This is a genomic window from Ruegeria sp. AL12 (genome assembly GCF_056540885.1).
The window spans coordinates 1,208,742-1,231,929 of record NZ_JBQFXN010000001.1 but is presented as its reverse complement, the minus strand read 5'-3'; the positions used below and the strand labels follow the sequence as shown (position 1 = coordinate 1,231,929).

The 23,188-nt window shown below is 58.1% G+C and carries 20 protein-coding genes; 6 read left to right on the top strand and 14 right to left on the bottom strand.

Going from position 1 to position 23,188, the window contains the following annotated elements:
* Positions 1-10: 10 nt before the first annotated feature.
* From ACR0C6_RS06185 to acs, 5 genes are all read right to left on the bottom strand, one after another.
* Positions 11-1,834 (bottom strand): DUF294 nucleotidyltransferase-like domain-containing protein, encoded by a 1,824-nt coding sequence (locus ACR0C6_RS06185; protein ID WP_480618667.1) that lies wholly within the window; start codon positions 1,832-1,834, stop codon positions 11-13.
* 108 nt (positions 1,835-1,942) lie between these two features.
* Positions 1,943-3,727, bottom strand: coding sequence for a sodium:solute symporter family protein (locus tag ACR0C6_RS06180; protein WP_171228579.1), 1,785 nt, complete (start codon positions 3,725-3,727; stop codon positions 1,943-1,945).
* 15 nt (positions 3,728-3,742) lie between these two features.
* Positions 3,743-4,027, bottom strand: coding sequence for a DUF4212 domain-containing protein (locus tag ACR0C6_RS06175; RefSeq protein ID WP_152459845.1), 285 nt, complete (start codon positions 4,025-4,027; stop codon positions 3,743-3,745).
* A gap of 181 nt (positions 4,028-4,208) precedes the next feature.
* Positions 4,209-4,892: an adenylate kinase gene (locus ACR0C6_RS06170; protein ID WP_152459846.1), complete on the bottom strand. Its 684-nt coding sequence runs from the start codon at positions 4,890-4,892 to the stop codon at positions 4,209-4,211.
* Positions 4,893-4,899: 7 nt separating this feature from the next.
* Positions 4,900-6,864: an acetate--CoA ligase gene (gene acs, locus ACR0C6_RS06165; protein ID WP_480444880.1), complete on the bottom strand. Its 1,965-nt coding sequence runs from the start codon at positions 6,862-6,864 to the stop codon at positions 4,900-4,902.
* Between the two features lie 428 nt (positions 6,865-7,292).
* Here acs and ACR0C6_RS06160 point away from each other — a divergent pair, with 428 nt between their 5' ends.
* From ACR0C6_RS06160 to ACR0C6_RS06150, 3 genes are read left to right on the top strand one after another with little or no spacing between them, the layout of a single operon-like run.
* A complete protein-coding gene (locus tag ACR0C6_RS06160) occupies positions 7,293-8,309 on the top strand; it encodes a C4-dicarboxylate TRAP transporter substrate-binding protein (protein ID WP_171116347.1) in 1,017 nt (338 codons plus the stop codon).
* A gap of 57 nt (positions 8,310-8,366) precedes the next feature.
* Positions 8,367-8,996 (top strand): TRAP transporter small permease, encoded by a 630-nt coding sequence (locus ACR0C6_RS06155; protein ID WP_152457727.1) that lies wholly within the window; start codon positions 8,367-8,369, stop codon positions 8,994-8,996.
* A gap of 3 nt (positions 8,997-8,999) precedes the next feature.
* Positions 9,000-10,403, top strand: coding sequence for a TRAP transporter large permease (locus tag ACR0C6_RS06150; RefSeq protein ID WP_171231793.1), 1,404 nt, complete (start codon positions 9,000-9,002; stop codon positions 10,401-10,403).
* Positions 10,404-10,540: 137 nt separating this feature from the next.
* On the opposite strand, the gene ACR0C6_RS06145 is transcribed toward ACR0C6_RS06150, so the two are convergent.
* The 3 genes from ACR0C6_RS06145 to rocF are packed head-to-tail and all read right to left on the bottom strand — an operon-like array spanning position 10,541 to position 13,431.
* On the bottom strand, positions 10,541-11,581 hold the full coding sequence (locus tag ACR0C6_RS06145; protein WP_171639652.1) for an ornithine cyclodeaminase: 1,041 nt from the start codon (positions 11,579-11,581) through the stop codon (positions 10,541-10,543).
* A 9-nt stretch (positions 11,582-11,590) separates the two neighbouring features.
* Positions 11,591-12,511: a citrulline utilization hydrolase CtlX gene (gene ctlX, locus ACR0C6_RS06140; RefSeq protein WP_480444883.1), complete on the bottom strand. Its 921-nt coding sequence runs from the start codon at positions 12,509-12,511 to the stop codon at positions 11,591-11,593.
* Positions 12,511-13,431, bottom strand: coding sequence for an arginase (gene rocF, locus ACR0C6_RS06135; protein ID WP_480618666.1), 921 nt, complete (start codon positions 13,429-13,431; stop codon positions 12,511-12,513). The genes ctlX and rocF overlap by 1 nt, the downstream gene beginning before the upstream one ends.
* 86 nt (positions 13,432-13,517) lie before the next feature.
* Here rocF and ACR0C6_RS06130 point away from each other — a divergent pair, with 86 nt between their 5' ends.
* Both ACR0C6_RS06130 and mprF read left to right on the top strand, forming a co-directional pair.
* On the top strand, positions 13,518-13,946 hold the full coding sequence (locus ACR0C6_RS06130) for an Lrp/AsnC family transcriptional regulator (RefSeq protein WP_152457732.1): 429 nt from the start codon (positions 13,518-13,520) through the stop codon (positions 13,944-13,946).
* Between the two features lie 117 nt (positions 13,947-14,063).
* Complete coding sequence (gene mprF, locus ACR0C6_RS06125) at positions 14,064-16,673, top strand: bifunctional lysylphosphatidylglycerol flippase/synthetase MprF (protein ID WP_480618665.1); 2,610 nt, start codon at positions 14,064-14,066, stop codon at positions 16,671-16,673.
* A gap of 3 nt (positions 16,674-16,676) precedes the next feature.
* On the opposite strand, the gene ACR0C6_RS06120 is transcribed toward mprF, so the two are convergent.
* The 6 genes from ACR0C6_RS06120 to ACR0C6_RS06095 all read right to left on the bottom strand — a co-directional run bounded on the left by ACR0C6_RS06120 (position 16,677) and on the right by ACR0C6_RS06095 (position 21,411).
* Positions 16,677-18,227 carry an efflux transporter outer membrane subunit gene (locus ACR0C6_RS06120; protein ID WP_480444888.1) on the bottom strand — a complete coding sequence of 517 codons (1,551 nt, stop codon included), beginning with the start codon at positions 18,225-18,227 and terminating at the stop codon, positions 16,677-16,679.
* Between the two features lie 11 nt (positions 18,228-18,238).
* Positions 18,239-19,384, bottom strand: a complete 1,146-nt coding sequence (locus ACR0C6_RS06115) for an HlyD family secretion protein (protein ID WP_480444889.1) — start codon at positions 19,382-19,384, stop codon at positions 18,239-18,241.
* Between the two features lie 21 nt (positions 19,385-19,405).
* A complete protein-coding gene (locus tag ACR0C6_RS06110) occupies positions 19,406-19,768 on the bottom strand; it encodes a DUF3302 domain-containing protein (RefSeq protein ID WP_171116334.1) in 363 nt (120 codons plus the stop codon).
* Positions 19,769-19,804: 36 nt separating this feature from the next.
* Positions 19,805-20,374, bottom strand: a complete 570-nt coding sequence (locus tag ACR0C6_RS06105; RefSeq protein WP_152457736.1) for a disulfide bond formation protein B — start codon at positions 20,372-20,374, stop codon at positions 19,805-19,807.
* 10 nt (positions 20,375-20,384) lie between these two features.
* The gene (locus tag ACR0C6_RS06100; protein WP_171116330.1) at positions 20,385-20,540 is read right to left on the bottom strand and encodes a DUF5993 family protein; all 156 of its coding nucleotides are present in this window, start codon (positions 20,538-20,540) and stop codon (positions 20,385-20,387) included.
* A gap of 109 nt (positions 20,541-20,649) precedes the next feature.
* Entirely contained in the window at positions 20,650-21,411 is a 762-nt protein-coding gene (locus ACR0C6_RS06095) for a DeoR/GlpR family DNA-binding transcription regulator (protein ID WP_480444890.1), read from the bottom strand.
* A 174-nt stretch (positions 21,412-21,585) separates the two neighbouring features.
* Here ACR0C6_RS06095 and glpD point away from each other — a divergent pair, with 174 nt between their 5' ends.
* A complete protein-coding gene (glpD, locus tag ACR0C6_RS06090) occupies positions 21,586-23,175 on the top strand; it encodes a glycerol-3-phosphate dehydrogenase (RefSeq protein ID WP_480444892.1) in 1,590 nt (529 codons plus the stop codon).
* Positions 23,176-23,188 lie beyond the last annotated feature (13 nt).

Below are 23,188 nucleotides of genomic sequence, written 5' to 3'. Positions count from 1 at the left end.
CAGTCGCATGTCAGCCCAGCATTCCCTTGCCGTGGCCAACTGCCGATTGCATCGTTTTTACCACCACGAAAGCATCACGCAGATGACTTCGCTCAAAGTCCGACAATTCAGACGGTGGCAGGTAGTTGTCGGGCATCGCTCCGGATTTAACCAGCCGCACCTGATGCTCCAGCCGGGTTTCAGCGATCAGATCATAGGCGTCCAGCAAGTCACGCGCACCAGAAGGGCTGAGCACGCCACAGGCCTCGGCTGCTTTCAGGCGGGCGCGGGTGTTGGCTTCGGTCAGCTCGCCTTGCAGTGCGTAGATGCGCGCCAGATCGACGACGGGCACAACTCCGTTGTGTTTCAGATCCAGCGTATTGCGATGCTCGCCCGAGCGGATCGTCGCGAAACCGCGCAGCAGGCCTAGGGGGGGCGTGTGCTTCAGCGAGTTCGAAATCATGTGTGCGACGAAGATCGAGTTTGCCCTGGCCACTGCCAGAGTGTCCGCTTGCAGATCGCCAAACAACTCAAATGCGCCGCCGATGGGGCGCAGGTCGAACATGACCGAGGCCAGCATCTGCGCCTCGGGGTTTGGCTTAGCAATCCAGCCTTTGAAATAGTCGCGCCAGACACGAACCGGCTGGCACCAGCGCGGATTGGTCGCCATCATGTCGCCGGGGCAGTAGAAGTACCCGCAGACGTCCAGCCCGTCAGAGACGAATTTGGCCAGTTTGGTGAAATAGGACATATCGGCGTCGGTGACGCTATCGTCCAGCATCAGGCAATTGTCCTGATCCGATACGCCGGTTTGTTCTTGCCGTCCCTGTGAGCCGCAGGCCAGCCACAAATAGGGTACAGGCGGCGGCCCCAGTTCAGATTCGGCCAATTTCAGCAGGCGGCGGGTAACCGTGTCTGCAATATCGGTGATCAGCCGCGTGACGATCTCGTGCCGGTTCCCGCCGGCAACCAACTGAACCAGCAACTGCGGAATTTCCGCCGTCACCCTCGCCATCTCTTCGGCACTGTCAGCCTTTGCGATCCGACCAACCAATTCGGCCGAGTTGACGGCCTGATAGTGGGTCAGATCGGTCTGCGTCACGATCCCGACCAGACGACCGCCTTCGGAAACAGGGATATGGCCAATGCCGCGCTCCATCATGATATGCAGAACGTCCGAGCCGATATCGCTGGGCGACAGCGTCACGGGATTTGCAGTCATGATTTGGGAAATCCGTGTGGTTGCGGGCAACCCGTCGGCAACATATTTGCCCGAAATGTCCCGCAGGGTGGCGATACCTTTCAACTTCTCTCCATCTGTCACGCATAGCGACGAGATGTGTTTGTCGCGCATGATCCGTGCCGCTTCCTGAACTGTCGTGTCCGCAGGGCAGGTGGCGGGATCGCGCGCCATCAGAACGTCAATCGAACTGGTCGCAAGGCTTTGCGGGCCGCTGCGACCTCCACGGGTTCGATTGAAGAATTTGGCGACGACATCGTGGTTGTCGATCAAACTGCGCACCAAATCCGGTGGCAGAACCATCAGGACCGACGGCGTATGAGCACGGGCTTTGGTGGCGGCTTTGCCGTCTTTCAGCAGGCCTCTCTCGCCGAAGGAGTTGCGCAGCCCCAGATGAGAGACGATGGCCCCGTTCTCATCAGTAATCTCAACCTGTCCTTCGTAGATCAAGAACACCCCGGGCAACTTGTGACCCAACTCATAGACAGAAGCGTCCTCCTCAACTTCCCAGACCTCGATCTGTTTGACGATCTGATCCAGGGCGTCGGAAGGCAACACGTCATAGGGGTGAACGGATTTCAGAAACCGGGCAATTTCATCATGGGACAGGGGCATGTGTTGTCTCCGGTGTTCTGGTTAAAAAATCCCGCCCAGTGGTGTGCCGGGCGGGAACAGTGGATCGAAAGACGCGGTCGAAGGCAAGAACCAACGACCGCATCAAGCTCACTTATTCTGAGCTGCGCCCGCACCACGGGGAATGCGCACACTTTCGACCAGATCTTTGATCTCCTGCGGGGTCTCTTTGGTCATGCCTGCAACAACGTAGGCAACCGCAAAGTTGATCATAGCACCGATTGCGCCGAACGAGGTCGACTTGATCGGACCCAGCAGCGGGTCTGCATCAGTGAACGAGTTGGTGCCCGGAATGAACAGCCAGCCCTTGTGCAGGAAGATGTAGACCAGGGTCACAACCAGACCAGCCAGCATACCTGCAACCGCGCCGGTGTTGTTGATGCGGGTCGAGAAGATCCCCATCATCAGCGCCGGGAAGATCGAGGCTGCCGCCAGACCGAATGCCAGGGCCACGGTTTGCGCCGCAAATCCGGGTGGGTTCAGACCCAAGTAGGTTGCAACAACGATGGCTACGGCCATTGCGATACGCGCAGCCAGCAGTTCACCCTTTTCAGAGATTTGCGGGTTGATCGCACCTTTTACAAGGTCGTGGGACACCGCTGACGAGATAGCCAGCAACAAGCCCGCAGCGGTTGACAGAGCAGCCGCAAGACCACCGGCAGCGACCAGACCGATCACCCAACCCGGCAGGTTGGCGATTTCGGGGTTGGCCAGAACCAGGATGTCACGGTTGAACTTGGTCAGCTCGTTACCGACCCAGCCTTTTTCTTCCGCAATGGTGGCCATCGCTTCGGACTTGTCGTTGTAGTACTGGATCTTGCCGTCGCCGTTCTTGTCTTCCCAATCCAGAAGACCGGTTTTCTGCCAGGTTTTCATCCAGTCATAGCGCGGATCGGTGTCGATTTCCTCGACTGAGACAGCGCCACCTTCGATGCCGCCATTGGGCCACATCATGTCGGTGATGTTGAGACGTGCCATTGCGCCAACCGCAGGGGCGGTCAGGTACAGCAGAGCGATGAAGACCAGAGTCCAGCCAGCCGACCAACGTGCGTCAGAGACTTTCGGCACGGTGAAGAAGCGCATGATGACGTGCGGCAGACCCGCAGTACCGATCATCAGCGACAGGGTGAACAGCACCATGTTCAGCGTGTTCGAGTGGTGGGCCGTGTATTCATTGAAACCCAGCTCGGTCACGATGGCGTCCAGCTTGGTCAGAAGGGGCTCACCACCGGCGGTGTCACCAAACAGACCCAGGGCAGGGATCGGCGTGCCGGTCAGCTGCAACGAGATGAAGATCGCCGGGATGGTGTAGGCTGTAATCAGCACGCAGTACTGAGCAACCTGGGTGTAGGTTACACCTTTCATCCCGCCAAACACCGCGTAGGCAAAGACCACACATGCACCGATCAGCAGACCGGACGTGTTCGACACCTCTAGGAAGCGGCCAAAGGCCACACCCACACCAGTCATCTGACCGATCACATAGGTCACCGACGCAACGATCAGGCAGATCACCGCAACGACACGCGCGGTCTGGCTGTAGAAACGGTCGCCGATGAATTCCGAGACGGTGTATTTGCCGAACTTACGCAGGTAGGGCGCAAGCAGCAGTGCCAGCAGCACATAGCCACCGGTCCACCCCATCAGGAAGGTCGAGTTGTCATAGCCGGTAAAGGCAATTAGGCCCGCCATCGAGATGAACGAGGCCGCAGACATCCAGTCCGCCGCTGTCGCCATACCGTTGGTGACCGGGTGAACGCCGCGACCGGCGGCGTAGAACTCCGATGTGGAACCCGCGCGGGCCCAGATCGCGATGCCGATGTATAGCGCGAATGATGCGCCAACAAACAGCAGGTTGATGGTAAACTGATCCATAATCCCCGCTCTCCCTTATTCTTCGTCCACGCCGAATTCGGCGTCCAGCTTGTTCATGCGCCAGGCGTAGTTGAAGATCAGCACCAGAAACACCAGGATCGATCCCTGTTGTGCGAACCAAAAGCCCAGATCGGTTCCGCCTACGGCAATCCCCGACAGCAACGGACGCAGCAGAATGCCGAATCCAAACGACACCAGCGCCCAGATCGCGAGGCTGATGTAGATGAGGCGCAGGTTGGCCTGCCAATAGCCCTTATCGGACTCGGCAGTCTGCGCGGAGTTTGTTGAATGATCCGCCATCGCGGGTTCCTCCTTCGCTTCCTCGTTGGACGGCCCGATGCCCACATCCTCCAGTGCGTCGGACCGCTTCTCACTTGCGCCAGACGCCATGTGACGTCAGGCAAAACTCCTCCAGTCCGCCAAAGCGGTCTTTTGAAGTATTCTGTTTGGGATCAGAGCCTTGCGGCCCTAAATCCACCCCCTATTTCATGACTTCGTCAACGATCCCTTCAAGGTCATTGGCAATGTCTTCGATCCTGCCCATGGCGTTTGTACGCTGCAGCACGCCCTGACCGTCATAGTAGGCGATCAGTGGTGCCGTCTGCGCGTGGTACGCTGCAAGGCGCGAGGCCACCGTTTCGGCATTGTCGTCGGCGCGGCGCTTGAATTCGGTATGGCCACACTTGTCGCATTTGCCTTCTTCGGCAGGCTTCTTGAACTGGTCATGGTAGCCTTCACCACAGCCGGCGCAGGTGTAGCGGCCCGAAATACGGGTCACCATCTCCGCGTCTTCCACCTCGAGGCTGATCGCGGCGTTGATCTTCTGGTTGTTCGATGCCAGCAGGCTGTCCAGCGCTTCGGCCTGAACCGTCGTGCGCGGGAAACCGTCCAGAATGACGCCTTTGGCGCAATCCGGCTGTGCCATGCGGTCGCGCAGGATGGCGATGACGATCTCGTCGCTTACCAGATCGCCGGCTTCCATAACGGCTTTTGCCGCTTTGCCGGCTTCGGTTCCGGCCGCGACCGCTTCGCGCAGCAGGTCACCGGTGCTGAGTTGTACAAGTCCGAATTTCTCTTCCAGCATCCGGGCCTGAGTTCCCTTCCCGGCACCCGGAGGGCCGAGAAGGATGAGAACGGCGGGCGTGGTGATCGTGGCAGCGTCCATCATACCCTCACTTGTTCGCACGGTTTTCGATCAGGTCTTCAACCACCGACGGATCGGCCAGTGTCGAAGTGTCGCCCAAGGATCCGAAATCGTTCTCGGCGATCTTGCGCAGGATACGGCGCATGATCTTGCCCGAGCGCGTTTTCGGCAGGCCGGGTGCCCACTGGATCACATCCGGGGACGCAATTGGGCCGATCTCGGTGCGGACCCATGTGCGCAGCTCTTTCATCAACTCGTCCGAAGGCTCGCGATCATTCATCAACGTGACATAGCAATAGATGCCTTGCCCTTTGATTTCATGAGGGTATCCAACCACCGCAGCCTCGGCCACAGCAGCATGTGCAACCAGCGCGCTTTCCACCTCGGCCGTGCCCATACGGTGACCGGACACGTTGATCACGTCATCTACACGACCGGTGATCCAATAGTCGCCATCTTCGTCGCGACGGCAGCCGTCACCTGTGAAGTAGTAGCCTTTGTAATCCGAGAAATAGGTTTTCTCGAACCGCTCATGATCGCCCCAGACAGTGCGCATCTGGCCGGGCCAGCTGTCTTTGATACACAGAACACCCTCGACACCGTTGCCTTCGATTTCAACACCGGATTGCGGGTCCAGAACCACCGGTTCGATGCCAAAGAACGGTTTCATGGCTGATCCGGGTTTCATCGCATGTGCACCGGGCAGCGGCGTCATCAGGTGGCCGCCGGTTTCGGTCTGCCACCAGGTGTCGACGATGGGGCATTTGCCTTTGCCGACAACCTCGTTGTACCAGGTCCAGGCCTCGGGGTTGATCGGTTCACCCACGGTGCCCAGAATGCGAAGATCGCTGAGGTCGCATTTCTCGACAAACTCATTGCCCTGACCCATCAGCGCGCGGATCGCAGTGGGGGCGGTGTAGAACTGGTTGACCTTGTGCTTTTCGCAGACCTGCCAGAAACGCGAGGCGTCGGGATAGGTGGGCACGCCTTCGAACATCAGGGTGGTCGCGCCATTGGCCAGCGGACCATAGACAATATAGCTGTGCCCGGTGACCCAGCCCACGTCAGCGGTGCACCAGTACACATCACCTTCGTGATAATCGAATGTGATCTCGTGCGTCATCGAGGCGTAAACAAGATACCCCCCCGTGGTGTGCACAACGCCCTTGGGCTGACCGGTCGAACCGGACGTGTAAAGAATGAACAAAGGATCTTCGGCGTTCATTTCGGCTGGGGCGCAATAGTCGTCAGCCTCGAGCGCCATTTCGTTGTAGTCAAAGTCGCGACCGTCGATCCAGGTGGTCTGACCACCGGTGCGCTTGACCACAAGGCATTTCACTGTGTCCTTGCAGTGCAGCAGGGCGGCGTCTGCGTTGGATTTCAGCGGCGTTTTGCGGCCGCCACGCGGCGCTTCATCCGCAGTGATCACAACCTTGGCGTCGCACCCGTTGATGCGCGCGGCCAGAGCGTCGGGCGAGAAGCCCGCGAAAACGATCGAATGAATTGCGCCGATCCGCGCACAGGCCAGCATGGCATAAGCGGCTTCGGGGATCATCGGCAGATAGATGACCACGCGATCGCCCTTGCGCACGCCAAGGGATTCCAGAATGTTGGCCATCCGGCAGGTGCGGCGGTGCAATTCTGCGTAAGAGATATGCTGGGCCGGGTCATTCGGATCATCCGGCTCCCAGATGATCGCGGTCTGGTCGCCGCGGGTTTTCAGATGACGATCCAAGCAGTTGGCCGACACATTCAACGTGCCATCGGCATACCAGTTGATCTTGACCGAGCCAAACTCGTAACTGACGTCCTTGACCTGAGTGAAGGGCTTGATCCAGTCGATGCGCTTGCCTTGCTCGCCCCAGAATGCGTCGGGGTCGCTGATTGAGGCTGCGTACATGTCAGCATACTTTGCCGCATCGACATGCGCACGAGCGACGGTTTCTGCGGATGGCGGATAAGTCTTGGCATCTGCCTGGGCAGCGGTGGTCATCTTTGAGGCTCCTCCCTCTGGACTGGATTGCTTGTGGATTTTTTGCCTGTCATTCAGGCAATGTCGATCCTGTTCCTCCCCAAGTTTGAATATTACCGCGTTCTGAAAATAAATAAATAAATTGGTGTAATCCTTGGATTTCTTTGTAAAGAAATTTCAACAATATGGCCAAATCTGTAAAAAAATCGGCAAAAGAATCACTAAAATAGAACAAAAACAGCCACTTAAAAGTAACGAGAATTGAGGGCGCTGTGTGTCAATTGTGGTTGCAACGACAGGTGACCTCAAGGCTTCTGTCGTCTTGGGTCGTTTCTGGGGCTTATTCTGCAAAATACGCAAATCCCGGTTAGGGTTGGCACAATCGAATGTTGGCGCTAGCTTGATCGGCAAGCGCCTCGGTAGGGGGCGCACCTATGGGAGACGATACTATGAAAAAGATGTTGAGCGGTGCCGCAGTCGCCGCCCTTGGCGTTGCTTTTGTGACCGAAGCCGCGGCGACAGAATGGAACGCATCCGTCTGGGGCAAGCGCCGCGCCTTTACGGAACATGTTGAAAAGCTGGCCGAACTGGTCAGCGAAAAAACCGGTGGCGAATTCACCATCAATGTCAGCTATGGCGGGTTGTCCAAACCCAGGGAAAACCTGGACGGGATCGAAATCGGCGCCTTTGAGATGGCTCAGTTCTGTGCTGGCTATCACCGCGACAAGAACCGGGCGATCACCGTTTTGGAACTGCCGTTCCTGGGTGTGAATAACCTGCAGGAAGAAGTTGCGGTAAGCCATGCGGTATACGACCATCCGGCGGTCAAGGAAGAGATGGCGCAATGGAACGCCCGCATCATCATGACCTCGCCAATGCCGCAGTATAACCTTGTCGGCACGGGCGAGCCGCGGGATGAACTGGCTGAATTTGACGGAATGCGGGTCCGGGCGACCGGCGGCCTTGGCCAGGCCTTCGAGGCGGTCGGAGGGGTGCCGACATCGGTTCCGGCGACCGAAGCCTTCAATGCGATGGAATCGGGCGTCGTCGACACCGTGGCCTTTGCCCAGCACGCGCACCTGTCATTCGGAACGATCAACGAAGCGGACTGGTGGACCGCGAACCTGAATCCAGGAACGGTGAACTGCCCGGTTGTCGTCAACATCGATGCCTACGAGGCCCTGCCAGCCGAACATCGTGAGGCTCTGGACAGCTCGATTGACGAGGCGATCGATCACTACCTGGCGAATTACGGCGGCTTGCTCGAACAATGGGACAGCGTCTTGGAAGAAAAGGGTGTCCAGAAGGTCATGATCGACGAAGCGGTAATTGAAGAGTTCCGCACAAAGGCCGCTGATCCGATCCGTGAAAAATGGATTGCGGACATGACCGCACAGGGCCTGCCGGCACAGGACCTTTACGATCTTGTCCAGACGACGCTGAAGCAACAGCGCGGCGGCAACTGATCCATAAGGCCGGGTGCTTTCAAGGCGCCCGGCAACAAACAACAAGGAAACACCGGAATGGCAGGACAAGCCACGGTTCTGGTAGACGGCAGCCGTCTGAGCCAGTTGGATCAGCGTTTGCTCGTGCTCGAACGGTTTCTGGCACTGATCAGCGGATTGGCGGTTTTTTCACTGATGGTATTGGCCGTTGTGTCGGTCAGTGGCCGAAATGCGCTGAATGCTCCTTTGCCGGGCTATGTGGACTGGATCGAACAGGCGATGCCTCTCATCGCTTTTCTGGGCATTTCATATGTTCAGCGTGATGGGGGGCATATCCGGATGGATATCGTTATATCCCGCTTGCACGGTCGGGCTTTGTGGCTGTTCGAACTGCTCTCGGTGGTTCTGATCCTGATCCTGATGCTGGCTTTGGTTTGGGGCAGTTGGTCTCATTTCGACCGGTCCTTTGATTTTGGCGCCCCAATGTGGAGCCGGGACAGTTCGATCGACATCGGTATACCCTTGTGGCCGGCCAAGCTGCTGGCACCCGTTGCATTTTCCGTTCTCTGCCTGCGCCTTGCGCTGCAAGTCTGGGGGTATGGTCGGGCGTTCTGGCTGGGGCTGGACGCTCCGGCGGCCGTTCCGTTGATACAGGATGCAGCGGCGCAGGCGGCGGCCGAGGCCGAACAGTTCGAAGGGCAGGACTGATAGATGGACACGATTGATATTGGCCTCTGGGTCACTGGCGGCCTTCTGGTTCTTGTCGTGGCGGGTATGCGGGTTGCCTTCGCAGCCGGTTTGGCGGGACTTGTCGGACTGTTTTGGATTTTCTGGGCCAAGTTCGGTTACGATCCGGAACGGTTTGGCAAGGCGCTTACAGTGGCGGTCAAGACCGCGGGGCAGGTGCCACATTCCAAGGTCGCGTCCCACACTCTCAGCCTGATTCCGACCTTCATCCTGATCGGGTATCTGGCATATTACGCGGGGCTTACCCGCGCTTTGTTCGAGGCCGCAAAACGCTGGGTCGCATGGGTGCCCGGCGGGTTGGCGGTTTCGACCGTTTTCGCCACGGCCGGCTTCGCTGCGGTGTCCGGAGCTTCGGTTGCGACGTCCGCCGTCTTCGCCCGTATCGCGATTCCGGAAATGCTGAAGGTGGGCTATAACAAACGCTTTGCAGCAGGTGTGGTTGCCGCGGGCGGGACGCTGGCCTCCCTGATCCCGCCTTCGGCCATTCTGGTGATCTACGCGATCATCGTCGAGCAGGATGTCGGGAAACTGCTGTTGGCGGGTTTCATTCCGGGTGCGTTTTCCGCAATCGTGTACGGCCTTCTGATCGTTGGGATTGCAGTGATCTTCAAATCCGTTGGCCCGCCGGTCACGGGGTTTTCCTGGAAACAGCGCTTTGCAGCACTTCCCGGTGCCATTCCGATTGTCGCCGTCATTCTGATTATCATTTGCTTTGTCTATAACCCGTTTGGTGAAAAAGCATGGGGCACTCCGACGGAAGGCGGTGCCATTGGCGCCTTCATCGTATTCTGTTTCGCCTTGTTCCACGGAATGCGCTGGGCCGAGTTCAAATCTGCGCTTTTGGAAACCGCCAAACTGACGGCGATGATCTTTTCGATCATCTGGGGCGTTCTGATCTATGTCCGCTTTCTTGGGTTCGCCGACCTTCCGGGTGCCTTCTCGGATTGGATTACGGGGCTCGAAATGTCGCCCATGATGATCTTGATCTGCATTCTACTGGCATATGCGGTGTTGGGCATGTTCATGGACGCGATCGGGATGCTGCTTTTGACCTTGCCCGTCGTCTATCCGGCGGTGATGGCCCTGAATGGTGGTGAAACCGTCAGTGCCGCCGACAGCGCGTTTGGAATGTCCGGCCCGATGTGTGCGATCTGGTTTGGCATTCTCGTCGTCAAAATGGCCGAGTTTTGCCTGATAACACCGCCCATCGGGCTGAACTGCTTTGTCGTTGCCGGTGTGCGCCCGGACCTGAGTGTTCAAGATGTGTTCAAAGGCGTCACGCCCTTTTTCATCGCGGACGCCCTGACCATCGCAATGCTTGTGGCATTCCCGGGTATTGTCCTCTATCTGCCATCGCTTGCGGGATAGCTCGGAAGCGAGGCTCTGCCTCGCGCTCCGGGATATTTGTGGCCAGATGAAGTTCGGATCCCTTGTTTCATCTGGCTGAAAATATCCCGGGGGAGGCGCGCGCAGCGCGGCGGGGGCAGAGCCCCCAAGATTGCGTGCTATCCAGCTCGCATCAACATTCCGAACAGATCGCGCGGATCGTCCGGGTCGGCCAACATGTCCAGCGGTTCAAAGAAGGTTGTGCCTTCAATCGCCTGTTTCACATAGCGCAGGGCCGAGAAATCCTCGATGGCAAAGCCTACACTGTCGAACAAAGTGATCTGCCGCTCATCGGTGCGCCCCTTGGCGGCGCCGGTGATGACCTGCCACATCTCGGTCACAGGGTGATCCGCGTCCAGCGCCTGAATTTCACCTTCGATCCGGGTTTGTTCAGGGTATTCGACGAAGATGTCCGAACGTAACAGGATGTCGCGATGCAACTCGGTCTTGCCGGGGCAATCGCCTCCGATGGCGTTGATGTGCACGCCGGGCCCGACCATGTTGTCGGTCAGGATCGTTGCGTATTTCTTGTCCGCCGTGCAGGTGGTGATGATCTGGGCACCTTCGATGGCGTCTTCCGGCGTTTTGCAAGGGATGACCGTCAGGCCCTTGCCCTGCAAGTTCGCAGCGCATTTCGACGTGGCATTCGGATCGATGTCATAAAGCCGAACGGTGTCGATTCCGCACATTGCCTTGAAGGCAAGGCACTGGAATTCGGACTGTGCGCCATTGCCGATCATGGCCATTGTCCTGGCATTTTTCGGGGCCAGATAGCGCCCGACCAATGCCGAAGTCGCAGCCGTGCGCAGCGCGGTCAGCATTGTCATTTCGGTCAACAGCGTCGGATATCCGGTGTAGACATCCGCCAGCAGGCCGAATGCGGTAACGGTTTGCAGCCCCTCGGAGGTGTTCTTGGGATGGCCGTTTACGTATTTGAACCCGTACGCCTCACCATCCGAAGTTGGCATCAGCTCAATTACGCCATGAGGAGAATGCGCCGGAATGCGAGGTGTTTTGTCGAAGCTTTCCCATCGTTTGAAATCGGCCTCGATCTGAGCGGCAATCTGCGTGATCATCTGTTCGACGCCAATGTGGTGTACCAGTCGCATCATGTTGTCGACGGAAACGAATGGTACCAGGGCCTTGTCTGAAGGTTGCATGGTGCTCTCCTATCGGCGGGCAAGGTGAACGCCTGCAATCATGCAGCGCACGGACCCACCGGCGGTTTCAATTGTTGGAACGGACAGCGGCAACGGTGTTGCACTGTCCTGGATTGTTGCGATTTGGTCTGGTGTGAGGGCGGCAAGTGCCCTGCTGGACAGGGCCAGAACCAACCCATCCCGTCCGGTCAGCTCAATGGCGTTACCTGCGAACTCGGCAATTTGGTTATGCGTCAGGTCAATGACCGTTCGACCGGATTCTTCCAGCCGATTGCGAACGGTCATGCGGCGGGCCGGGTCCGAAATCATGTCGAGGCAAATCAGGGCGTAATGCGTTCCGATACCCATCAAAACGTTGGTGTGATAAACGTCCCGGCCCTTGGCATCGCGGGCTTCGAAGGCGATTGGTTCATAGTTGAAATGTGTGCAGAACCGTTCCAACAGGACCGGATCGGCGCGATTGGACGTCACCGTGTAGGCGATACGGGCCACGTGATCCAACACCATCGCGCCGGTCCCTTCCAGTGCCAGATTGTCTTGTTCCAGCCCGGAATAGTCGATGACATCCTGCACACGGTATTCCTGTTTGAGCAGTTCGATTACATCGGTCCGGCGTTCGCGTCTGCGCGATGGCACGAACATCGGGTAGATCGCCACATGGCCGCCGGGATGCGTCGAGAACCAGTTGTTCGGAAAAACGCTGTCAGGTGTGTTGAGGTCGCCGAAATCGTCAAACACATGAACAGTGACACCGGCGTCCCGCAAGTGCTGCACCGCCCGATCATGTTCATCCCTGGCCGCTTCCGACGTGGCCTGGGCGGATGCGGTGCTCAGCGTTTGAAAGGCATTGTCATCGCGTGTTTCCGGGTTGGACGCAAACGCGTGCGGCCGGATCATGACAGCGGCAGATGGCGCTTGAAGAGACAGCATCAGAAACTCCGGGTGGGGCGGTCGAAGATACGGCGACCCATCAACGAGGCGGCCAGATCGACCATCAGTTTTGCGGTTCGGCCCCGGTCATCCAGAAACGGGTTCAACTCGACCAGGTCCAGCGAGCAGGCAAGCCCGCTTTCATGCAGCAGTTCCATCACCAGGTGGGCTTCGCGCTCGGTTGCACCGCCGGGCACGGTCGTGCCGACTGCGGGCGCCACTGCCGGGTCGAGGAAATCGACATCCAAAGATACATGCAGCAGAGCGTTTTCCGCCTTCACGCGATCAAGAAAGGCCAAAAGGGGGGCTTTGATACCGTTTTCATCGATGCTGCGCATATCCGCCAGCATGGCGCGGTCTTGCTCCAGCGCTGCCCGTTCCGCCGGGTCGACAGAACGCAATCCGATCATGCCGACGCGATCCGTCGGTATGACGGCGGGCAAAGGAGGGAAATCCTCGAATCCGGGTCTGCCGGTGAAATATGCCACCGGCGTGCCGTGCAGATTGCCGCTGCCGGTACTGTCCGGAGTGTGAAAGTCGCTGTGGGCGTCAAGCCATAGCACAAAGAGAGGGCGGTCGATCCGAGCAGCATGGGCGGCCATCCCGGCCACCGTACCCATGGACAGGGCGTGATCACCCCCCATGAAAATCGGAATGCCCTGACCCGCCGCGTCTTGCGCAGCTTTGCTGAGAGCGCGCGTCCACCCCACGCATTCGGGCAGGGCGAACAGGTGCGGGTGTTGGGGAATGTCGACGTTTTCGGCCTGCACGTCGCCCCAATCGTGAACGGTGTGACCAAGATCAGACAGTGCTTGATCCAACCCTGCCACGCGATACGCATCAGGTCCCATCCGGCATCCCTGACGACGTTTCCCGGCGTCCATTGGGGCGCCGACCAGTATGATATCCTTGATTTCCATGTGTTCATTTAGGCCGTCGGACTGTCTTGCGTGAAGTCGGCAAAATGCTCAAAATGGTCTCGGAAAATCCTTTATGAGAAGATGCCATGGACGAATTGGACAATCGGCTGCTCAATGCGTTGCAACGGGATGCACGGGCAAGCCTGTCAGAGCTGTCGGAAACACTGGGCGTGACCCGCACCACGGTCCGCAGCAGGTTGCAGCGGCTGAAACAGTCCGGTGAAATCGTCGGCTTTACCGTCCTGACGCGTCGCGATCTGGCGCAAAGCCCGGTGCGCGGGTTGATGATGCTCGAGATCGAGGGGCGCGGGACGGAACGCGTCATGGCCCGGATCGGAGCCATGCGTCAGGTGACGGCAGTTCATTCGACAAATGGCAGTTGGGATCTGATCGCCGAGATCAGTACGGAAACCCTGGCCGAACTGGATGAGGTTCTGTTTCAGATCCGAAGGATCGACGGCGTGACGCGTTCGGAAACGAACCTTTTGCTGTCGACACGCAAAGGGCGGCTCTAGCGCTTTGAGATAAAACCAAAATGTGCCAGAGTCCGTTGGCAGATGATGTCTGAATCGTCGACGGGCGGGTGAGCCGCGCGTGGTATCTGCGATCAGAAACTGGCGGGGACGTGCAGCATGACCAATGCGGAAAGTGACGGTGAACCTCTGGCCGTGCACTGGGCCGAAAAGCTTACGGCCATGTTGGAAAAACCCTGGCTGCGGATTGCGATACCGGTTCTCGTGACCGGGATCGCGCTGACGGTTCTGCATGATTTGTCGGCGCATGTGAAATGGTCGGATGTCCAGACCGATATCGCAACGACGTCGTGGAAACTGATGTTTTTCGCATTGTGCTGGACCGCGTTCAGTTTCCTGTCGCTGTCGCTCTATGATGTGTTTGCCGTGCAAAGCGTGGCGGGCGGCAAAGTGCCATTGCCTGTTGCCGGAATGGCAGGGGCCAGTGGCTATGCCGTGTCGAACTGTCTGGGTTTTTCCTACATTACCGGAACGGCGATCCGGTATCGGATATATGCGTCGCTGGGCTTGGATCTGGGGCGGGTGGCCGGGGTTATCGCAACGTCCTGGGTCGCGTTCTGGATGGGGCTTGTTCTGGTCCTGGGTGTGCTGCTGACCGTGCATCCGGACGGGATCTCGAAAGTGATGCCTGTCAGCGAAACGGTGGAAACCGTCATCGGGCTGTGCCTTTTGGGGGCATTGGTTGCGATGTTCATATGGTTGTCCAGCGGCGGCAGGCGGTTGGCCGTCGCCGGTATCGGGTTTGACTTGCCGGGTGGCAAACTGGCCAGCCTTCTGACACTGGCCGCCATCGGAGATCTGGTTGGCGCGTCCATGGCGCTCTATGTCCTGATGCCGGACGATCTGGGCGTTGGCTATCCCTATTTCTTCACGATCTACATCGCCGCCATCGCCGTTGGAATCCTCAGCCACGCGCCGGGCGGGCTTGGGGTGTTCGAAGCCACGCTGATCGCGGGGCTCGGGGCGTCGGGACGTTCGGATGTGATCGCAGCCTTGTTGCTGTATCGCGTCGTTTACACCTTCTTGCCGTTCGGTATCGCCAGCGTGTCCATTGCGATCGCGTCCGCACTGACGCAAAGGCACAGGATCGGTGGCGCCGCGACATGGGTCTATCGGGTCATCCGCCCCATTGTTCCCATGGTGGCAGCCGGAGTTGCGGCCGTGGCGGGGGTGGTCCTGCTGGTGTCCGGCGCATTGCCAGCGGGCACGCAGAACCTTGGTGTTCTGAGAGAGGTCTTGCCGCTGTCGTTTGTCGAGGCATCCCACCTTGCCGGCAGTGCTGTCGGCGTGCTGCTTTTGCTGGTGTCCCGCGGTTTGTTTCGAAAGCTCTACCGCGCATGGGTGGTGGCCATGTTGTTGATGGTGGCCGGGTTCTTTGCCTCGCTGGCAAAAGGGCTGGACACTCACGAAGCGCTGTCGATGCTGGGCACGATTGGCCTCCTGGCGATGTTCCGCGGGGCGTTTTATCGGGTCAGTGGCGCGTCGATCTTCAGGCTGAACATTCCTTGGTTGGTCAGTGTCGTGGCGCTGCTGGCGGTGATATTCTGGATTGGACTGTTCGCCTATTCCCATGTCGAGTACCAGAACGCCCTGTGGTGGGAGTTTGCCTGGAACGGTGACGCTTCGCGCTTTTTGCGCTCCAGCCTCATCGTGGCGGTGATCGTGGGCGTCGTGGCCGTGAACTCTCTGTTCGGGAGAGAGATTCCGACGCCCGTGCGCACGGAAATCCCCGAGGTCGTTGAACGGCTTGTGATGGAGTGCGAAGATACCGAATCCCAAATATCGCTTACCGGTGACAAGCAGTTCCTCATCTCACCGGATCAGACCGCATTCATTGCGTATGCAGACACGGGCAACGCTCTGATCTCGAAGGGAGAGCCGGTCGGCGATGAAACGGCGGGGCGGCAGTTGATCTGGCAACTCAGGGAAATGGCGGACCGAGAAGGAAAACTGTGTGCCTTCTACAGTGTTTCAACCAAATACCTGCCGACATTTCTGGATCTGGGCCTGTCGATCCTGAAGATTGGTGAGGTCGCGCGGGTTCCGCTCAGGGATTTCTCGCTGGACGGAAAGTCACGCAAGCGGTTCAGACAGGCCAGAAACCGGGCCGAGCGGGAGGGCTATGTATTCGAGATCATCCCGAAAGAAGACCTGGCCCCGGTTTTGCGGGAACTGCGCGCGATTTCAGATCATTGGCTGGCACAAAAGGCGGGTGCCGAAAAGGGCTTTGCGTTGGGGGGCTTTGACGATCAGTATCTGTCATATTTCGATCATGCGGTTCTGCGTAACGGTAAGACAGGCAAGATCATGGCCTTCGCCAACCTGTTTCAGGGCGGCAACAAATCCGAACTGTCGCTGGATCTGATGCGCTATGAGCCTGACAGCCCGAGCTTTGTAATGGATGCGCTTTTTGCCGAGATGATGAACTGGGGATCGCAGCAGGGGTTCCACTGGTTCTCATTGGGTGCGGCGCCGTTCTCAGGCATCGAAAACCGTCAGCTTGCATCACTTTGGAACCGCATCGGCGGCTTTGTCTATGAACATGGTGAGCAGTTCTATCATTTTGAAGGTTTGCGCGCCTTCAAACAGAAATTCGATCCGGAATGGAGCCCCAACTATCTGGCTAGCCCCGGCGGGCTGGCTGCGCCCCGCATCCTTTACGAGGTCAATATTTTGATCTCGGGTGGGCTGCGCGGGTTGACCAAGTAGCGCCTAGTTCAGGCTGGCCCGGGTCGGGGTTTTTTCAAGCAGATCGCCCCAATCGGTGCGATAGGCCATTTCCGCCAGCACGGTTTCAGGCAGGAATTCCTGGTTTTGCCGGATCTGCCATCCGCCGCCCAGACCCTTGTAAACGGCAACCAGATTGCTGGACACCTGCTGCCGCGCTTCGATCAGATTTGCCTGTGACCGCAAAAGCGCGGTCTGCGTGTTCAAAATGCGAGAATAGCTGGCGATTCCGTCCCTGTACTGGCTTACGGCGATATCTGCGGCCTTGCGCGAAGCTTCGACGCTTTTCTGATAGAACCCAACCTGTTTTCGCGCTTGCGCATAGGCGACCATTGCGCTTTCCACCTCGGAATACGCGGTCAGAACGGTATTCTGATAATTGGCAATCAGGGCTTGATAGGCTGCATCCTGCGCACGGACGTTGTTTTTGATGCGGCCATAGTTGAGCACGTTCCAGACCACGCCGGCACTTGCCAGACCGGTGGAGCTGTTGCCGCTGAACAGATCGCGCCCGCCCGATGCCTGCAAACCGATCGCGCCCGACAGCACGAACTGAGGATACAGGTCAGCCATCGCGATACCCACCTGCGCCGATTGAGTCGCAGCAGCCAGTTCCGCCGCGCGGACATCCGGGCGGCGGCGCAGCAATTCTGCCGGCACCCCAACGGCCACATTTGTTCGCGCTGACGGGATACGGCCGGAATTCCCCAGCAGGTTGGTCATCCGGGACGGCGTGGCCCCCAGCAGCACGGCCAGCGCATTCTTGGTCTGTTGCAGGTCGCTTTCCAACTCGGGCACCAAGGCCTTGGTATTGTTGAGCAAGGCAGTGGATTCCTGAACGTCCAGTTCGGTCGTGACCCCGTTGTTGAACCGCAGCTGGGTCAGGTCCGCCGATTCCTGCTGCAATTTGATGTTTTCCCGGGCGACCGCCAACGATTCCTGCAACGCGCGGATATTGACATAGAGCGCGGCCACGTCGCCGGTCAGTGTCACCAATGCGTCATCATAGTTTGCGACCTGCAAAGCCAGATTCGACCGCGCCGCCTGCACGCCGCGCCGTTGTGCGCCCCAGACATCCAGCTCCCATTGGGCGTCGAACCCAACCTGAGACGTCGAGAATTCGGTATCCAGGGGGATGATCCGGTTGATATCGGCAACAGGCCCAAGATTGTCGCTGATTTGCCGCCGCTGCAAAGACGCGCCTATGGCCTGGGATTGCGGGTACAATTCGCCGAAAGCGATCCCCAACTGTGCCCGCGCTTGAAGCACCCGCGCTCCCGCGACCTGAAGCGTCAGGTTCTGGGCATAAGCTTCGGCAATCAGACGGTTGAGGGTCGGGTCATTGAATGTTTCCCACCATTTGACCACGGGTGCGCTGCGCGATGTCAGGCCGCTTTGGCCGACGCTGGGGCTGTTTACCTCGATCCATTGCTTGACGACCGGAGAGTTCGGGCGCACGAAATCGGGCCCCACGGGCGTGCAGGCCGCGAAGGTGGCGGCGCAAAGTGCAGTTCCCATCAACCGGCGGAGTGTCATGGCGCGCATCCTCAGATATCCAGCGGTCGAATGAAGTTGGCGAAGGAATAGAGACGGATGTTGATGCGTCTCAGGAACTCAAAGCTTTTGCCCATGCCGGTGTAGATCGCCACGGCGGCGTGGCCGCCAGCCGGGAAAATGTGCCCTTCCGGGATATCGACGGTGATCTGCACGGCAATTCGACCGGGCAGTTTCGGCAGTTCAAAGCCGGGCAGGCGGCCTGAAGGGATCAGTTGCCCCTGGCGCGTGGCCCACCAGATCGCCTCGACCTTGCCCGTCAGGATTTCGCCCGGGTAAAGATCCAGCGCCACTTCGACCTCTTGCCCCGGTTCCACGAATTTCAGGTTCTGCTGTCGAAAGGTCGCAAGGATATAGGGGCTGTCCTCGGTCACGAAACTGGCAATCGCGCCCAGTCGAACATCGCCGACGACCAGACCGGGGCGGGCTTGTTGCGATACGATCATGCCGTTTTCAGGCGCGTAGATTGTTGTGTTTTCAAGAAAATACTCAGCTTCGGCCAACTGCGCCCTTGCCTGGAGAATACCCGTGTTAACCCCGTCTATCTGGGACTCCACGGCCAGTCGCGCCTTTTCCAGATTTGCTTCGGCCTGTTTGACGGCAGCAAGGTCTTCGGTCACCTGCTCGTTCCAGCGGTCCAGTTCGTCTTGCCGCGCTCCACCGGCGGGCACAAGAGTTTCGTACCGGGCTTGCTGAGTCTGCGCATAAGCCAGCTGCGCGTTTGCGCGTTCAACAGCTTCGGTCGACGCGATCACATCCTGTTCCAGAATCTTGGAATTCTGTTCAGCGGCGACCAATTGCGCCTGCGCATTGTCTACCGCCAGCGAAAACACCGTGTCATCAAAGCGGTAGAGCGGATCACCCTTGGTGACCGGTGTGTTCGGTTCCACAAGAACTTCGGTCAGGATCGTCGGCTGTGTCAGTTTGGGAATGATCTGTATGGTCGAACGCACCACGTGGCTGTCGGCCGAGAAGGGCTGAAAGAACCGCAATGCGACCAGAAAAATCAGCAACAGGTGCGCGCCAACCCAAAAGGATACGATGCCCCAGGCGATGTTGAATTTCAGCAGTTCCAGCTTGAAGAAAATAAGCCAGACGAAAATGATGTAAAATAGCGTGATGCCAAGGGCGACAAACATGTTTTGTGACTTCCTCTGGCCTTAGCTTTGCTGCGGATCGTCTGTTTCCAGACGACCTTGATATTCAGGCCGGACATCACCACCCAGACGTTTGATTTCATCACGAATGGCGTCTTTTTCCTCGTCAGGGCCACGGCGAATGTCGACCGTAACGCCATCATGGAACGCCCACATGAAGGCATGGACCCAGGGCACCACGGCCAGAAATCCCATCCAGCCCATGATCTTTACGGCCTCGGCATGGGGATGGTTGCGCTTGATGGCGATCCGACCCGGAAGGCCCATGAGAAAGAGAAACAGTGCCATCACCGCCGCCAGAAGCAGGATCAATGCCACGAAAGTCAGATAGTCATAATAGCCAAGCGGCTGTCCCAGTAATCCCATGCTCGTGCCTCCTTTTTGGGGAAGGTTACGGTATCTTCAGTTGCCGGCGTCCAACTCGTCAATCAACTTGTAGCTTGTCGGCGGGTCGGCGCAGATACCCGGCCCGCATTCCAGCAAGGTTGAACCCGCGTTCAGCACCGCCAAAGCCAGCATGACGAAAAACGCGATCTTGGCCAGAGCATTTCCGCCGAACCTTGGTTCCTGACCAGAAGGGTCCGCGTATTGGCGATCAAACAACAGCATGATCGACGTGCCCAGCAACACAAGGAAAAAGGCGATCCCGGCCCAGGTATAGTAGTGCAGGCCCAAAACAGGAGAGCCGTAGTGCCCGGTGCCGGGTACGATATGCAGAAGTATTTGGCGGATCGATACAGTGCCGCCATACAAGGCCGCAATCAGCACGATGGCATAGTGTTGCGGCCGTGGACCGTAGAGCAGGTTCAAACCAAGCCCTACGCCGACGGCAACGAACCCAACACGTTGCAGCAGGCAAAGCGGGCAGGGCAGCTCATAGAGGACAAGCTGATAGAAAAACGCCAGGGCCAGTACAAGGCAGACGGCAAGCATACCGATCGCGTTGAGGGTGCGGGACAGTTCAGGTGTCATGGCAAGCCCCTCAGAGTTGAATTGTCAGCGGTGTGGTGGCGTGGAATTTCAGCCAGTAGATACACATGGCCAACGTGACGAAAAACAAGGCGTTGCCAGCCTTGGTCAACTTGAAATAGTTCAGCCCCATCGTGGCGATAAACAACGAAAATAAAAGCGCAATCATGGCCCGGTCCTCCCCTCCCGTGCACAAATTCTTGTATGAAGGATAGTGTCAGGCCAAGTTCGATCTGGCAAGCCGCGCAACTCGCCCGGACGTTGTTATTTGCCCGCCTCTAGTCGCAGATGATGACACCAGTCTGCCACTCGCGACAGTGCTCTGGCAGCTTGCCGGGCAAGGGCAGGTCGCTATAGACCGTGTCAAGTTCGGCAATTGATCCTATCCGCGCCGGGGCCGAGCGTTGAAACTTCGAATGATCGGCAACCAGATAAGTGCGGCGCGCCTTCTCGATGATGGCCTGGCTGACCTGAACCTCCTGAAAGTCGAAGTCCAAAAGATCGCCATCCGTGTCGAGGGCCGAACATCCTATGACAGCGATGTCAAATTTGAACTGCCGGATGGCCGATACGGTCAGGTTGCCGATCAGCCCACCGTCTGTTCGACGTAAAACGCCGCCGGCCATGATGATTTCGCACTCCGGGTTTTCGACAAGAATGTTTGCAACGTTCATGTTGTTGGTCACCACCAGCAGGTTCTTGTGGTTCAGCAACTGCCTTGCCACGGCCTCGGTCGAGGTTCCGATGTTCATGAAAATTGATGCGCCATCCGGGATATCAGCCGCGCAGGTCTGAGCGATGCGGGTCTTGGCGTCCGCGTTCAGCGCGCGGCGGTCCTCGTATCCGATATTTGAAACACCCGAGCGGAGAACCGCGCCCCCGTGAACCCGGTCCAGCTTGCCCGCATCTGCAAGCTCGGTCAGGTCGCGCCGGATCGTCTGAACGGTGACGCCAAAGCGTTCAGCCAGCCCCTCGACGGTAACGCGCCCTTCGGTGCTGGCGATTTCCAGAATGTCGGATTGGCGAAAAGACAAGGACATGGGCAGTTCCGGTGTAAAGGATTGATTTTCGTTTTTGTTCTTTTTGTCGATTTTGGCAAGCCAACTTGCTTGAAAATCATACCAGTGTTGCAAAAAGAAAAAAAACGAACATAAACATTGACGAAGCGAAAGTCATTCTGGCTAATGCCCGCAACCGTGTCAGGCAGGGAATCAATGGATATGCAGTCAACGGACAACCAGATCACAGACCTTTTCATCATCGGCGGCGGGATCAATGGCTGTGGAATAGCGCGGGACGCCGCCGGGCGGGGTCTTTCGGTGACGCTGGCCGAGATGAACGATCTCGCTTCTGCCACGTCCTCGGCCTCGACCAAGCTGTTTCACGGCGGATTGCGGTATCTTGAGTATTTTGAAATCCGCCTGGTGCGTGAGGCCCTGATCGAGCGTGAAACCCTGCTGCGCGCGATGCCGCATATCAGCTGGCCCATGCGTTTTGTGCTGCCCTACCACAAGGATATGCGGTTTGATTCCGAAACGCCGACCTCGCGGTTGCTCAGCACGGTCATGCCGTGGATGCGCGGGCGGCGTCCGGCCTGGCTGATCCGGTTGGGCCTGTTCATGTATGACAATCTGGGCGGGCGCAAAATCCTGCCGGGCACGACGTCATTGAACCTGCGGTCAGCACCCGAGGGGGCCCCGTTGCAGGACAAGTTCGAAACGGCTTATGAGTATTCCGATTGTTGGATCGAAGACTCGCGATTGGTGGTTTTGAATGCGCGTGACGCCGAGTCGCGCGGCGCACAGATCATGGTCCGAACCGAAGTGACCTCGGCCGAGCGGGTCGGCGATCTTTGGGAAGTGTCCGTTCGGGATCGGAACAGTGGTGAGACCCGTTTGGTCCGGGCCAAAATGCTGATCAATGCGGGTGGGCCCTGGGTGGGCGACATCATTCAATCCAAGATCCGCGTGAACTCTCGCGAGGGCGTGCGGCTTGTTCGGGGCAGTCATATCGTGACGCCTAGGCTTTACGATCACGACAAATGCTATTTTTTCCAGGGCGAAGATGGCCGTATCATTTTCGCCATACCATACGAGCAGGATTTTACCTTGATTGGGACAACGGATCAGGATCATCCGGACCCGTCGACCAAACCGGTCTGCACCGAGGCCGAGCAGGATTACCTGTGCGCCTTTGCATCAAAGTACTTCAAAAAAAGCATAACGCGCGACGATGTCGTGTGGACCTATTCCGGCGTGCGGCCTCTTTATGATGACGGCGCAAGCAGTGCCACTGCTGCAACGCGGGATTACACGTTGAAAGTCGATGCGCAGGGCGGGGCACCTGTTTTGAATGTGTTCGGCGGCAAGATCACGACCTATCGCAGGCTTGCAGAAAGCGCGCTTGAGAAGGTCGGTGAGTTTTTCCCGAACCTGCCCGGTCCCTGGACCGCTGGTGTCGCACTGCCGGGGGGGGATTTCCCGGTGGATGCCGTCGAAACCCTGAAAGGCGATCTTTTGGCGGCCTATCCCTTTTTGACCGAAAGCTGGGCTGCCCGCCTGATCAGAGCTTACGGGACCGAAGCAAGGGATGTTTTGGGTGATGCAAAACAGGTATCCGATCTGGGAGAGGATTTTGGCGCAACCCTGACAGCGCAAGAGGTCGCGTGGCTGATGGACAAGGAATATGCCCGTTCAGCCGAAGATGCGGTTTGGCGCCGCAACAAGCTGGGCTTGCGGCTGCGTGCCGAGCAGATTGCGCGGATCGATCAATGGATGTCCGAACGGTCCGAGGATAAGGGATAGGCTGAAAACGCCT

What these genes read in the sequence shown, in the direction of transcription:
- ACR0C6_RS06115 (WP_480444889.1), bottom strand. Translation starts at nt 19,384, where the DNA reads ATGTTTGTCGCCCTTGGCATCACGCTATTTTACATCATTTTCGTCTGG.
- glpD (WP_480444892.1), top strand. Translation starts at nt 21,586, where the DNA reads ATGGATATGCAGTCAACGGACAACCAGATCACAGACCTTTTCATCATC.
- rocF (WP_480618666.1), bottom strand. Translation starts at nt 13,431, where the DNA reads ATGGAAATCAAGGATATCATACTGGTCGGCGCCCCAATGGACGCCGGG.
- ACR0C6_RS06095 (WP_480444890.1), bottom strand. Translation starts at nt 21,411, where the DNA reads ATGTCCTTGTCTTTTCGCCAATCCGACATTCTGGAAATCGCCAGCACC.
- ACR0C6_RS06150 (WP_171231793.1), top strand. Translation starts at nt 9,000, where the DNA reads ATGGACACGATTGATATTGGCCTCTGGGTCACTGGCGGCCTTCTGGTT.
- ACR0C6_RS06110 (WP_171116334.1), bottom strand. Translation starts at nt 19,768, where the DNA reads ATGGGATTACTGGGACAGCCGCTTGGCTATTATGACTATCTGACTTTC.
- ACR0C6_RS06170 (WP_152459846.1), bottom strand. Translation starts at nt 4,892, where the DNA reads ATGGACGCTGCCACGATCACCACGCCCGCCGTTCTCATCCTTCTCGGC.
- ACR0C6_RS06185 (WP_480618667.1), bottom strand. Translation starts at nt 1,834, where the DNA reads ATGCCCCTGTCCCATGATGAAATTGCCCGGTTTCTGAAATCCGTTCAC.
- mprF (WP_480618665.1), top strand. Translation starts at nt 14,064, where the DNA reads ATGACCAATGCGGAAAGTGACGGTGAACCTCTGGCCGTGCACTGGGCC.
- ACR0C6_RS06120 (WP_480444888.1), bottom strand. Translation starts at nt 18,227, where the DNA reads ATGACACTCCGCCGGTTGATGGGAACTGCACTTTGCGCCGCCACCTTC.
- ACR0C6_RS06145 (WP_171639652.1), bottom strand. Translation starts at nt 11,581, where the DNA reads ATGCAACCTTCAGACAAGGCCCTGGTACCATTCGTTTCCGTCGACAAC.
- ACR0C6_RS06155 (WP_152457727.1), top strand. Translation starts at nt 8,367, where the DNA reads ATGGCAGGACAAGCCACGGTTCTGGTAGACGGCAGCCGTCTGAGCCAG.
- ACR0C6_RS06180 (WP_171228579.1), bottom strand. Translation starts at nt 3,727, where the DNA reads ATGGATCAGTTTACCATCAACCTGCTGTTTGTTGGCGCATCATTCGCG.
- ACR0C6_RS06130 (WP_152457732.1), top strand. Translation starts at nt 13,518, where the DNA reads ATGGACGAATTGGACAATCGGCTGCTCAATGCGTTGCAACGGGATGCA.
- ctlX (WP_480444883.1), bottom strand. Translation starts at nt 12,511, where the DNA reads ATGCTGTCTCTTCAAGCGCCATCTGCCGCTGTCATGATCCGGCCGCAC.
- ACR0C6_RS06105 (WP_152457736.1), bottom strand. Translation starts at nt 20,374, where the DNA reads ATGACACCTGAACTGTCCCGCACCCTCAACGCGATCGGTATGCTTGCC.
- ACR0C6_RS06175 (WP_152459845.1), bottom strand. Translation starts at nt 4,027, where the DNA reads ATGGCGGATCATTCAACAAACTCCGCGCAGACTGCCGAGTCCGATAAG.
- ACR0C6_RS06100 (WP_171116330.1), bottom strand. Translation starts at nt 20,540, where the DNA reads ATGATTGCGCTTTTATTTTCGTTGTTTATCGCCACGATGGGGCTGAAC.
- acs (WP_480444880.1), bottom strand. Translation starts at nt 6,864, where the DNA reads ATGACCACCGCTGCCCAGGCAGATGCCAAGACTTATCCGCCATCCGCA.
- ACR0C6_RS06160 (WP_171116347.1), top strand. Translation starts at nt 7,293, where the DNA reads ATGAAAAAGATGTTGAGCGGTGCCGCAGTCGCCGCCCTTGGCGTTGCT.